9 protein-coding genes are annotated in these 12,338 nt (G+C 67.6%); 3 read left to right on the forward strand and 6 right to left on the reverse strand.

Annotation, left to right across the window (positions count from 1 at the left end; genetic code table 11):
• Positions 1-52 precede the first annotated feature (52 nt).
• Complete coding sequence (locus ACT89O_RS13035; RefSeq protein ID WP_487260239.1) at positions 53-1,636, reverse strand: DNA-3-methyladenine glycosylase 2 family protein; 1,584 nt, start codon at positions 1,634-1,636, stop codon at positions 53-55.
• Positions 1,637-1,793: 157 nt separating this feature from the next.
• Here ACT89O_RS13035 and ACT89O_RS13040 point away from each other — a divergent pair, with 157 nt between their 5' ends.
• The 3 genes from ACT89O_RS13040 (at position 1,794) to ACT89O_RS13050 (ending at position 5,393) form a co-directional block, all read left to right on the forward strand.
• Positions 1,794-3,182: a phosphomannomutase/phosphoglucomutase gene (locus ACT89O_RS13040; protein ID WP_487260240.1), complete on the forward strand. Its 1,389-nt coding sequence runs from the start codon at positions 1,794-1,796 to the stop codon at positions 3,180-3,182.
• Positions 3,183-3,255: 73 nt separating this feature from the next.
• Complete coding sequence (locus tag ACT89O_RS13045) at positions 3,256-4,032, forward strand: carbon-nitrogen hydrolase family protein (protein WP_218301075.1); 777 nt, start codon at positions 3,256-3,258, stop codon at positions 4,030-4,032.
• Between the two features lie 20 nt (positions 4,033-4,052).
• Entirely contained in the window at positions 4,053-5,393 is a 1,341-nt protein-coding gene (locus tag ACT89O_RS13050) for a 3-deoxy-D-manno-octulosonic acid transferase (RefSeq protein ID WP_487260241.1), read from the forward strand.
• 27 nt (positions 5,394-5,420) lie between these two features.
• On the opposite strand, the gene ACT89O_RS13055 is transcribed toward ACT89O_RS13050, so the two are convergent.
• Genes ACT89O_RS13055 through ACT89O_RS13075 form a run of 5 tightly spaced genes read right to left on the reverse strand, consistent with a single transcriptional unit; the run spans position 5,421 to position 12,337 of the window.
• Positions 5,421-6,758: a TolC family outer membrane protein gene (locus ACT89O_RS13055; RefSeq protein WP_218301077.1), complete on the reverse strand. Its 1,338-nt coding sequence runs from the start codon at positions 6,756-6,758 to the stop codon at positions 5,421-5,423.
• A 56-nt stretch (positions 6,759-6,814) separates the two neighbouring features.
• Positions 6,815-7,156 carry a rhodanese-like domain-containing protein gene (locus ACT89O_RS13060; protein ID WP_121420154.1) on the reverse strand — a complete coding sequence of 114 codons (342 nt, stop codon included), beginning with the start codon at positions 7,154-7,156 and terminating at the stop codon, positions 6,815-6,817.
• A 31-nt stretch (positions 7,157-7,187) separates the two neighbouring features.
• On the reverse strand, positions 7,188-7,901 hold the full coding sequence (locus ACT89O_RS13065) for a protein-L-isoaspartate O-methyltransferase family protein (protein ID WP_487260242.1): 714 nt from the start codon (positions 7,899-7,901) through the stop codon (positions 7,188-7,190).
• A gap of 41 nt (positions 7,902-7,942) precedes the next feature.
• Positions 7,943-11,125 (reverse strand): efflux RND transporter permease subunit, encoded by a 3,183-nt coding sequence (locus ACT89O_RS13070; RefSeq protein WP_055401745.1) that lies wholly within the window; start codon positions 11,123-11,125, stop codon positions 7,943-7,945.
• A gap of 24 nt (positions 11,126-11,149) precedes the next feature.
• The gene (locus tag ACT89O_RS13075) at positions 11,150-12,337 is read right to left on the reverse strand and encodes an efflux RND transporter periplasmic adaptor subunit (protein WP_487260243.1); all 1,188 of its coding nucleotides are present in this window, start codon (positions 12,335-12,337) and stop codon (positions 11,150-11,152) included.
• Between the last annotated feature and the right edge of the window lies 1 nt (position 12,338).

A 12,338-nucleotide genomic window follows, 5' to 3' on the forward strand; every position in this document is an offset into this window, starting at 1 on the left:
ATTTTTAGATGAAATTGGCCTCCAGCGCTTGATGGATAAGCGCTAGCAGCTCCTACTTTGATAGTGATGGAACTGGTGGCACGGCACCCGCCGGGGTGCCCGCTGCCCAGGCGCGCAGCACCGCGTAACTGCGCCAGGGCCGCCAGGCCTGCGAGGCCTCGCCTGCGGCGCGGGCCGGGTTCTTGTGCCCCTGCACGCCCAGGGCCTTGTGCAGCGCCACATCCCCGGCCGGAAACGCATCGGGCCAGCGCAACACGCGCATGGCGATGTACTGGGCCGTCCAGTCGCCAATACCGGGCAGAGCGCACAGCGCGGCCGTGGTGCTGGCCACGTCGGCGCCCGCGTGCAAGGCCAGCGTGCCGCCATCCACGGCGCGGGCCAGCGCCACAATGGCAGCCTGGCGCTGGCGCACGATGCCCAGCTGGCCCAGGGTGTCGCCGTCGGCCGCTGCCAGCGTGGCAGCGGTGGGGAACAGGCGGTTCAGCCCGGGCCAGGGCGTTTCGATGGGCTCACCCAGCCGCTCCACCAGCCGCTGGCCCAGGGTGCGCGCAGCGGCCACGGTGATCTGCTGGCCCAGCACGGCGCGCACGGCCAGCTCAAAGCCGTCGAACGCACCGGGCACACGCAGGCCGTCGCCCTGGGGGAAGTGCGGATGCAGCACGGCGTTAATGGCCGCAGGGTCGGCGTCCAGGTCGAGCATGGCGCGCACGCGGCGGATCACGAGCGGCAACACGGGGTACAGGCTGTCGCTGGTCTGCAGCAGCACCTGGTGGCGGGCCCCGTCAAAGCGTGCGCTGAACCATCCCGTGGTTTCGCCGGGCAGGCCGGTGCAGGAAGCGGGCAGACGCACCGTGCGCCGCAGCGTGGTCTCCTCCGGCAGCACCCATTCCACGCCGTGGAACTGCCGCCGTTCAAAAAAGGCCAGCAGCGCAGGCACATCAAACGGCGGGCGCCAGGCCAGGCGCAAGGTGCTGGTGGGTTGCGCCCCTGCGGTGGTGCCGCTGCGCCGCAGCTGTGTGGGGTTCAGGCCGTAGTGCCCCGAGAACGCCGCATTGAAGCGCCGCACACTCGCAAAACCACTGGCCAGCGCCACCTGGGTAACGGGCATGGGGGTATCGGTGAGCAGTTGTTTGGCGGTCAGCAGCCGGCGCGTCTGCAGGTATTGCAGGGGCGACACGCCCAGGGCCGCCTCAAAAATGCGGCGCAGGTGCCGGTCGCTCACGCCCAGGCGCTCGGCCAGCCGGGCCACGGTGGCGCTGCCTTCGCCCGGTGCGGAAGGGGCGGGCCACAGGTCGGGCGCATCCAGCAGGCGCACGGCCTGCTGCACCAGGATGCCACTGGCGTCCTGCACCGACCACACCAGCGCCTGCGGCGCCAGCTCGGGCCGGCAGCGCAGGCAGGGGCGAAAGCCCGCGTTCTCGGCCTGTGCGGCCAGCACAAAAAAGCGGCAGTTCTCGCGCCGGGGCGTGCGCACGGCGCACACGGGGCGGCAATAGATGCCGGTGGAGGTCACCGCCGTGAAAAAATGCCCGTCAAACCGTGCATCCCGCGCCAGCACCGCCAGGTAGCGGCCTTCGTCCAAGGCGGTGTCAGGTGCCTGGGCAACGGATGGGGTGGGGGGGGAGGGCGGATTCATGGGCTGGATCATAGGAGCCGGGGGTGTTTTCACTGGCCGTTTTCGGACATGTGCCTCAGCCCAACGCGAGGGGTTGCCCCCAGTACCCCCGGAGGGCGCGCCTACAATGCAGCGGACTTCCGAAAACAGCCCAACTCCCTACGCGAAAGGCCCCTGCGTGCAGCCCACACCCGCCATTTTCAAAGCCTACGATATCCGCGGCATTGTGCCGTCCACGCTCAACGAAGAAGTTGCTCTCGGCCTGGGCCGGGCCTTTGGCACGGCAGCCCGCGCCGAGGGGCAGACCACCGTGGCGGTGGGGCGCGACGGGCGCCTGTCGGGCCCGGCCATCTCGGGTGCGCTGATCCAGGGGCTGGTGGAGGCGGGCATTGAGGTGATCGATGTGGGCCTGGTGACCACGCCGCTGCTGTACTTTGCAGCCAGCACGCTGTGTGCCAGCGGCATCCAGGTCACCGGCAGCCACAACCCCAGGGACTACAACGGTTTCAAGATGGTGCTGAACGGCCGCGCCATCTATGGCGAAGAAATCCAGCAGCTTCGCCACACCATGGAGCAGGAAACCTGGCAGCTGCTGCCCGGCGGCTCGGTGCGCCATGTGGACGTGCTGCCCGCGTACCGCGAACGCATCGTGGGCGATGTGAAACTGGCCCGCCCGATCAAGATCGTGGTGGACTGCGGTAACGGCATCGCCGGCGCCTCGGCGCCGGACATCTTCCGCGCCCTGGGCTGCGAAGTGATCGAGCTGTTCTCCGAGGTGGATGGCAACTTCCCCAACCACCACCCCGACCCGAGCAAGCCCGAGAACCTGCGTGATTTGATCGAGGCCCTGAAGGCCAGCGACGCCGAGCTGGGCCTGGCGTTTGACGGCGACGGCGACCGCCTAGGGATCGTGACCAAGGACGGCACCAACATCTTCCCCGACCGCCAGATGATGCTGTTTGCGCAAGACGTGCTCTCACGCGTGCCCGGCGGCGAGATCATCTTCGACGTGAAGTGCACCCAGCGCCTGGCGCCTGCCATTGCGGCCGCTGGCGGCGTGCCGGTGATGTTCAAGACCGGCCACTCGCTCATCAAGGCCCGCATGAAGGAGACCCACTCCCCGCTGGGCGGCGAGATGAGCGGCCACATCTTCTTCAAGGAGCGCTGGTACGGCTTTGACGACGGCACCTACGCGGGCTGCCGCCTGCTGGAAATCCTGAGCAAGTCCACCGACCCGAGCGCCGTGCTCAACGCGCTGCCCACCAGTTTCTCCACCCCCGAGCTGAACGTGGCCTGCGCCGAGGGCGAACCCCACCGCCTCACGGCCGAGCTGCAGGCCCTGGCTGCAGAGACCTTTGCCGCGCCCTCTCAGATCAGCACCATCGATGGCCTGCGCGTGGACTGGCCCGACGGTTTTGGCCTGATCCGCGCCAGCAACACCACGCCGGTGCTGGTGCTGCGCTTTGAGGGCCACACCACCGAGGCCCTGGCCCGCATCGAAGCGGCCATGCTGGCCCTGCTGCACCGGGTCAAGCCCGATGCGCACGTCGGCGCCGCCAGCCACTGACGCCGTATCGTCGAACCCGGCGCGCCCCTCTTTCTGTGCCCCTCTTTCTGTATTTGTTGTTGAACCGCCCCGCATGAAACCGTCACTGTCCACCCCCTTGCGTGTTGCCGCTGCCCAGTCGCCCTCGGCGCCGGGTGATGTGGCGCGCAACGTGCAAACGCACCTGGCCTTCGTGCGGGCGGCGGTGCACGAACGTGTGCTGGTGCTGGTGTTTCCCGAGCTGTCGCTCACGGGGTATGAACCGAACCTGCTGGCGGCCAACGTGCTGTCGGCCGACCATCCCGCGCTGGCTCCCTTGCGGCAGTCTGCTCAGCAACATGGCATCACCCTGGTGGTGGGCGCCCCGGCTGCGCCGGTGGTGGCGGGCGCCTTGCCCGCCATTGGCGCCTGGGTGCTCGGGGCCGACGGCAGTGTGGCGCTGTACCGCAAGCGCCACCTGCACCCGAGCGAGGAGCGGTTCGCCAGTGCTGGCACCGACGACGCCCAGGTGCTGTTGCTGGCCGGTGAACCCACGGCGCTGGCCGTGTGTGCCGACATCACCCATCCCGAACACGCAATGGCCGCCAGCAATGCGGGAGCCGCGCTCTACGCGGCGGGCGTGCTGATTTCCGAGAAGGCCTATGGGGCCGAATCGGCTCTGCTGCAAGGCTATGCCCGTGACCACGACATGGCAGTGCTGGTGGCCAACTACAGCGGGCCCTCTGGCGGCTACGTGAGCGCGGGTCGCAGCGCCTTCTGGGCACCCGGTGGCCACTGCGTGGCAGCCGCGCCCGATGACAGCCCCAGCCTGGTGTGGGCGGCACGGGGCGACAGCGGCTGGACGGGCGGGGTGGTGGAGCTGGTCGGCTGATCCGCTGATCGATCCCCCGCATGAACGCTGCCCGCGCCCTGTATTCGCTGGTGACCTGGTGCGCGCAGCCCCTGCTGCGCCGCAAGCTGCGCCGCCGCGCCGTGGCCGAACCCGGCTATGCCCATGCGGTGGGCGAGCGTTTTGGTCGCTATCCGGTGCCCATGGACAGCATGGTGTCGCACCACAGCGTCGATCCGATAGGCCAGTTTGTCTGGGTCCACGCCGTATCGCTGGGCGAAACCCGCGCCGCCGCCATCTTGCTGGCCCAGCTGCGCGAGCAGCTTCCGGGCATGCGTCTGCTGCTCACCCACGGCACGGCCACCGGGCGGGCCGAGGGCGAAAAGCTTCTGCTGCCCGGCGACGTGCAAGTGTGGCAGCCCTGGGATACACCGGGCGCCGTGGCGCGCTTTCTGCGCACCTTTCGCCCGGCCATCGGCATCCTCATGGAAACCGAGGTCTGGCCCAACCTGGTGGCGGGCTGCCAGCAGCGTGGCGTGCCGCTGGTGCTGGCCAATGCGCGGTTCAACGCCAAGTCGCTGCGCAAGGCCCAGCGGCTGGCAGCGCTGGCCCGGCCCGCCTATGGGGCGCTGACCGCTGCCTGGGCCCAGACCGAAGACGACGCCACCCGCCTGCGGGCCATCGGCGCCCCGGTGCGCGGCGTGTTTGGCAATCTCAAGTTTGACGTGGTGCCCGACGCCCGCCAGATCGCCCAGGGTCGGGCTTGGCACACCCACACCGGGCGCCCCGTGGTGCTGCTGGCCAGCAGCCGGGAGGGCGAGGAGGCAATGTGGCTCGAAAACTTCAAGCCAAAACAGGCCGCAGCGCATGATGGACAATCGCAAGCAGCTATTAATAATATAGCAAATGGCGTGCAATGGCTCATCGTGCCGCGCCACCCTCAGCGGTTTGACGAGGTGCAACAGCTGCTCCTGCGCGCTGGGCTCACCGTATCGCGCCGCAGCCACTGGGCGGCAGAACCCGAGGCGGCCGACGTGTGGCTGGGGGATTCACTGGGCGAAATGGCGCTGTACTACGGCCTGGCCGATGTGGCCTTGCTGGGTGGCAGTTTTGCCCCCCTGGGCGGCCAGAACCTGATCGAGGCCGCCGCCTGCGGCTGCCCTGTGGTGCTGGGGCCGCATACCTTCAACTTTGCCGAGGCCGCCGAGCTGGCCTGCGCGGCAGGGGCTGCGCAGCGCGTGCCCGACATGGCCGCAGGCATGGCGCTCGCGGCCCAATTGGCGACGGATGCCCCGGAACAGGCTGCGGCCAGCGAACGTGCCAGCCGTTTTGCCACGGCGCACCGGGGAGCGGCCCGGGCTACGGCGCAGGCGGTGCAGGCCGTGCTGCAAGCCGCCGGGTAGCTCCGCGCGGCCCGTCCGCCAACCCCGTCAGGGCTTGATGAGCAAGGCGTTGATCGCCTCGATGTCCTGCTGCGTCAGCGTGCCCGCCGCCTGGCGCAATTTCAGCGTGCCGAGCAGCACGTTGTAGCGGGCCTGGGCCAGGTCGCGCTTGGTCTGGAAGAGCTGGCTTTGGGCATTGAGCACGTCGATGTTGATGCGCACGCCCACCTGATAACCGAGCTTGTTGGCATCGAGCGCACTCTGGCTGGAGGCTTCGGCAGCCTCCAGGGCCTGCACCTGGCCCTGGCCGGATTGCACGCCAAAGAAGGCGGCGCGCGTGGCCTGGGCCACGTTGCGGCGCGTGGTCTCCAGGTCGGCGCTGGCCTTTTCTTCGAGGGCCAGGGTTTCCTTCACGCGGTTTTGCACCGCAAATCCGGCAAACAGCGGCAGATTGAAGGCCACGCCCACGCTGGCGCTGTTGGTGCGGTTGTTCACGCCGGGCGCCGTGATGGTGCCATTCGGATTGCGCGTGACGTTGTAGCCCACCTGCAGGTCCAGGGTGGGCAGGTGGCCGGTTTCGGCCTTTTTGGTTTCAAGGCGGGCAATGTCCAGCGCGATGGCGGCTTGGCGCACGCCGGGCTGCTGGTCGCGTGCAGTGTCCACCCAGGTGGTCACGTTGTCGGGCTGCACCGTGGGCAGTTGCACGGGCAGCGCCAGCGGCTGGGGCTTGGTGCCGGTGATGCCCACCAGCTGGTCCAGTGCCAGGCGTTTCACGCGCAGGTCGTTTTCGGCCGCGATTTCCTGGGCCACCACGAGGTCGTAGCGGGCCTGGGCCTCGCGCGAATCGGTGACGGTGGTGGTACCCACCTCGAAGTTGCGCTTGGCGGAGGCCAGTTGTTCTGACACGGCCGCTTTTTGCGCCTGCACGAAGGCCAGGGTGTCCTGCGCGGCCAGCACGTCAAAGTAGGCCTGACTCACGCGCACCAGCAGGTCTTGCGTGGCGGCGTCCAACTGCGCCTGGGCCACGTCAATGCCGCGCTGGCCTTGCTCCAGCGTGATGCGGTTGGCGGGCCGGTACAACGGTTGCGAGGCCTGCACGCCCACCGTCTGCGTGGTGCCGGTGTTCTCCACAGGCGGGCGGCTCAGTTCCACATTGGCGCGGCTGAGTCCGGCCGTGAGCGCGGCGCTGGGCAGCAGGCCGGCGCGGGCCTGGTCGGCGCGGCGGGATGCTGCGTCGAGCTGGGCTCGGGCCGACTGCCAGGTCGTGTCATAGGTGCGTGCCGATTCCACCAGCTCCAGCAGGCTCTGGGCGTGCGCTGGAGCGCTCAGCGCCGCGCCGAGCGCCAGGGACAGAAGTGACAGGGAGAGGGGCCGGTGCGGAGTCATGGGGGTCCTTCGGAAGAGTCTGCGGTTCGATGGGAGAGCGGGTGCCAGGGGCGCGATCAATAGCGGGGCACGGTGGGGTCGTTTTCGTGCGACCAGGCATCAATGCCACCGGTGATATTGGCCAACTGTTCAAACCCGTTGTGTTGCAGGAACGATGCCACCCGCAGGCTGCGTGCGCCGTGGTGGCACAGGCACGCAATGGGGCGGGCGGGGTCCAGCTCGGCCAGTCGCCCGGGCAATTCGCCCATGGGGATGGCCACCAGTTCAAACCCGTCGGCGCGCACGCTGGCTGTCTGCAGCTCCCAGGGTTCGCGCACGTCCAGCACCAGGGGCTGGCTGCCTTCGGGTGCGGCGGCAAACCAAGCAGACAGCTGGGCGGGGCGGACGTGATCGATCATGCAGAACTCCGAAGAAAGCCGAACAACAGGGTCAGAACGTAAAGCCGGAAGGTTCCGGGAAGTTCACCAGGCGCGGGGCGATGGTGTCCCAGGGCGAGGTGGTCTCGAAACGGTCGCCGGTGCGGCGGGTCAGGGTGAAACGCATCACGGGCTCGCCGCCCACGATGGCGCCCAGACGGCCACCGTCCTTGAGCAGCGAGAGCAGGGCGGTGGGCACTTCGGCCACCGAGCCGCTGAGTACGATCACGTCGAACGGGCCGTCGGGAATGGCGTCGCGGGCGCCGTCGTTCAGGCGCACATCGGCGTTTTGAACACCCGCATCGCGCAGGTTCTCACGGGCCATTTCGGCGAGTTCGGGGTTGATTTCGAGCGACACCACACGCTCGGCGCGGGCGGCCAGCAGGGCGGCCATGTAGCCCGAACCTGCACCGATCTCCAGCACGCGGTCTGTTGGCTGGATTTGCAGGTCTTGCAGGATGCGTGCCTCGACGCGCGGCTGCAGCATGCTGTGGCCCAGGCGCACGGCCTCTTCGGCGTCGTTGCCCAGCAGGGGCACTTCGATGTCCATGAAGGCCAGGCTGCGGTAGGCCGGGGGAACAAAGTCTTCACGGCGGACCACCGCCAGCAGATCGAGCACGTCAGCGTCGAGCACATTCCAGGGGCGGATCTGCTGCTCGATCATGTTGTAGCGGGCCTGGGCAATAGGGTCGCTGGTGTTGGCGGACGTGTTCAGGGGCAGGTTCATGGGATTTCTCCGTGGGGCAGATGCAAGGCCGATCGGGACGATCAGGACAAACCTTCGATTTTAGGCGCTGCCGGGGCGCGTCCCATCTTGCGAAGGGCCCACTGGGCCAAGTCGTCCATGTAGCAATACACCACCGGCACCACCACCAGGGTCAAGAGGGAAGAGGTAATGACCCCGCCAATCACAGCCTGTCCCATGGGCGCGCGCTGCTCCGAGCCTTCGGACAACGCGAACGCCAGTGGCACCATGCCGAAGATCATGGCCAGAGTGGTCATCAGGATGGGGCGCAGCCGCACCCGGGCGGCCAGCAGCAAGGCGTCGGCACGGGGCAGGCCGGGCACGGTCTGGCCCTGGTCGTTCACGTGCTCCTCGCGGGCACGGATGGCAAAGTCCACCAGCAAGATGGCGTTCTTGGTGACCAGCCCCATCAGCATCACCACGCCAATGATGGAGAACATCGACAGCGTGGAGCGAAACATCAACAGCGCCAGCACCACGCCAATCAGCGTAAGCGGCAGCGAGGTCATGAGCGCCAGCGGCTGCAAGAAGCTCTTGAACTGGCTCGCCAGGATCATGTAGATGAAGATGATCGCCATGGCCAGGGCCGAAATGGCATAGCCAAAGGACTCGGCCATGTTCTTGGTGGAGCCGCTGAACTGGTAGCGATAGCCGGGCGGGAAGCTCACTTCCTCCAGCGCCTTCTTGATGTCGTTCGACACTTCACCGGCCGAGCGCTTTGCCACGTTGGCGTTCACCGCCACTTCGCGGGTCAGGTCGCGGCGGTTGATCTGGTTGGCGCCGGTGGATTCGGTCACGCTCGCTACCTGGTTCAGGCGCACGATGCGCGTAGTGCCGTCGGTGGCCGCCAGGGCAAAGGGCAGGCGCTCCAGGTCGGCGGGCTGGGTGCGGGCTTCGGGGGCCAGGCGCACGTTCACATCGTAGGTCTGGTCATCGGGGGCACGCCAGTTGCCCACCGTGGTGCCTGCCACCAGGGTGCGCAGCGATGCTGCCATGGGCGCCACCGACAGGCCCAGGTCCGACGCCACGTCGCGCTTGACCTCCAGGGCGATCACCGGCTTGTTGGGCTTGGCGCTGGTGTCCAGGTCCACAAGCCCGGGAATGTCGCGGATTTTTTCGGTGACCACCTTGGTCAGGCGCTCCAGCTCCTGCAGGTCGGGGCCTTGCAGCGAGAACTCCACCTGCTTGTTGCCGCCCACGGCGTCCAGCAGGCCCACGTGGGTGATGGTGATGCCGGGCACGGTCTTGAGGCGTTCCCGCAGCACGTCGGACATCTGGTCCACGCTGCGGCTGCGGTCCTTGCGGTCTACCAGGCGCACATAGATATTGGCGTAGATCTTGCCCTGGGCGCTGCCGGTGTTGATGGTGGCCAGTGTGTAGCGCACCTCCGGCATCTCGCGCAGGATGCCCTCCACCTGTTGTGCCTTGGCCTCGGTGGCCTCCAGCGACGAGCCCACGGGGGTGTAGAAATTGAGCGAGGTTTCGGAGAAGTCGGCCTTGGGCACGAACTCGGTGCCCAGCAGCGGCACCATGAAGATGCTCAGCACAAAGATGGCCAGCGCAATGGCCATGGTGGTCAGCTTGTGCACCAGCGACCACCGCAGGATGCGCTGGTAGCCCTCGGCCAATGCATCGGTGGCACGGTCGAACCAGCCTGTGACGCGGCCAATGGTCTTGTCGTAGAAGGTGACGGGCTCGATCTTCTGGCCGTGGGCATGGATGCTCGGGTCGTGCCAGATGCTCGACAGCATGGGGTCAAGCGTGAAGCTCACAAACATCGAGATCATCACCGCCGCCACGATGGTGATGCCGAACTCGTGGAAAAACTTGCCGATGATGCCGCCCATGAAGCCAATGGGCATGAACACCGCCACGATGGACAGCGTGGTGGCCAGCACCGCCAGGCCAATCTCCTGCGTGCCGTCCATGGCGGCTGCGTAGGCGCCTTTGCCCATCTGCACGTGGCGCACGATGTTCTCGCGCACCACGATGGCATCGTCGATCAACAGGCCCACGCACAGGCTCAGCGCCATCAGCGTGATCATGTTGATGGTGAAGCCGAACATGTTCATGAACAGGAACGTGCCGATCAGCGCAATTGGCAGCGTCAGCCCGGTGATCACGGTGGAGCGCCAGGAGTTCAGGAACAGGAACACGATGAGCACCGTGAGGATGGCGCCCTCGATCAATGTCTGGCGCACGTTGTTCACCGCCACGCGGATCGGGCGGGCGCTGTCGCCAATGGTCTCCAGCCGCACGCCGGGAGGCAGCTGGTTCTTCAGCTCCACCACAGCGGCGTTCAGGCCGTCCACCACCTCGATGGTGTTTTCGCCCTGCGACTTCTGCACCGACAGCAGCAGCGTGCGCTGGCCGTTGTACAGGGCCAGGCTCTCCACTTCCTGCGCGCCGTCGTTGACGCGGGCCACCTGGTCCAGCCGGACCGGCGCTCCGTTCTTGCGGGCCACGATGATCTTGCCAAAGTCTTCGGGGCGTTCCATGCGAGCGTCGATCTGCACCACGCGCTCCTGCGCGAGGGACCGGATGGAGCCCACGGGCAGGTCCTGGTTCTCGTTGCGCACGGCCTGCGCCACCTGGTCGGGGGTCACGCCAAACGCTTCGAGCGCCTGCGGGTTCAGGTAGATGTTGATCTCGCGCTTGGTGGCGCCCACCAGGTTCACGGCGCCCACGCCGCGCACGTTTTCCAGGCGTTTCTTCAGAATCTGCTCGGCCCAGGTGGTCAGCTCGACAGCGCTGCGACCGGATTTTTCGTCCGGCAGTACCGCGAGCGACCACACGGCGCGACTGGCCGGGTCAAAGCGCAGCACGCGGGGTTCCTTGACCTCGGTGCGCAGCAGGGGGCGCACAGTGGCCACCTTTTCGCGCACGTCCTCGGCGGCCTTGCGGCCGTCGATGTGGAGCTGAAACTCGATGATGACAACGGCCGTGCCTTCGTAGCTGCGCGAGGTCAGGGCGTTGATGCCTGCAATCGAGTTGACGCCTTCCTCGATCTTCTTGGTGACTTCGCTCTCGACGATTTCCGGCGACGCACCGGGGTAGTCCACGGTGACCACCACCACCGGAAAGTCGATGTTGGGGAACTGGTCAACCTTCAGGCGCTGGTAGGAGAACAGGCCCAGCACGACGATGGCAAGCATCACCATCGTGGCGAACACGGGGTTTTTGAGGCTGACTTTGGTGAACCACATGGCGGGTTGGGGTAGTCAGGGTGATCAGGGAGCAGCGCGGGATGCCGCTGCCAATGCATGTGCAGCAGCGGCTGTCGCAGCTGATGCAGCCACCGCCACGGCCGTGCCCTCGCGCAGCAGGCCGATCCGGCCCGCAATCACCACCGTGCCTTCGGGCACACCTTCGACCGCCACCAGGGTCTGGCCGCCCACCACCGCGCGGGTGCCGGTCTTGACGGGTGCATAGACCACGCGGCCATCTTTCAAGGTTTGGAGGTAGGGGGCGGGCTTGTCGGTGCGCACGGCGTCCAGCGGCACGGCCAGCACGTCGGCCCGCCCGGTATCTAGCGTTCCCTGCACAAACAGGCCTTGCCGCAGCGGCGTGGCGCCGGGGGCTTGCTCAACCCGCAGGTAGACGGGCACCGTGCGGCTGCCTGCCTGGGCGCTGGGGTTGATGCGCACCACGGTGGCAGGCACCGGGGCGGGAATGCCCTCGATGGTGAGCTGCGCCTTCTGGCCCACCTGCACCGCCACGGAATCCGCCGGGTTGAGCAGCGCTTCCAGCTCGAGCCGCGACAGGTCCACCACCTCGATGATGCGGGTGTCCACTGCCACGCGCTCGCCCGGCTGGGCCAGGCGCTGCGCCACCAGCCCGCTGATGGGGCTCTTGAGCACCGTGTCTTCCAGTGCCTTGCGGGCCACGTCGGCGGCGGCCATTGCGGCCTGGTGGTTGGACTGCGCAGATTCGAGGCTGGCTTGCGAGGTGACCAGCGCCGTGGCCGAGATAAAGCCCTGGTCCACCAGCGCGCGGTTGTTGGTGTACTGGCGCTGGTTGATGTCCACCTGGGCTTTGGCGGCATCGGCCTGCTGCTGCGCCTGGCGCAGGCGGGCGCGGGCTTCGGTGGGGTCGATGCGGGCCACTTCCTGCCCGGCCTTCACGCTGTCGCCTTCGCGCACCGTCAGCCCCTGCAACTCACCGCCCACGCGCGCCTTGACCATGGCCGAGTCCACCGCCCGCAAGGCGCCCGATACGGGCACGCCAAGCGCCAGGTTCTGCCGCCGCACCGGCAACACCTCTTGGGCTGCCAGTTGCAGCGGCGCCTGGGCGCGCTGGGCCGTGGTTTCGGCCAATGCCTTTTGCTGCGCCTGCCGCGCCGCCATGGCCCGCCACACGCCGCCGCCAAGCAAGACAACAACGACGGCTGCCACCATCCAGGGAATCCAGCGTTTCATG

This window comes from Acidovorax sp. NN32 (assembly GCF_057597245.1).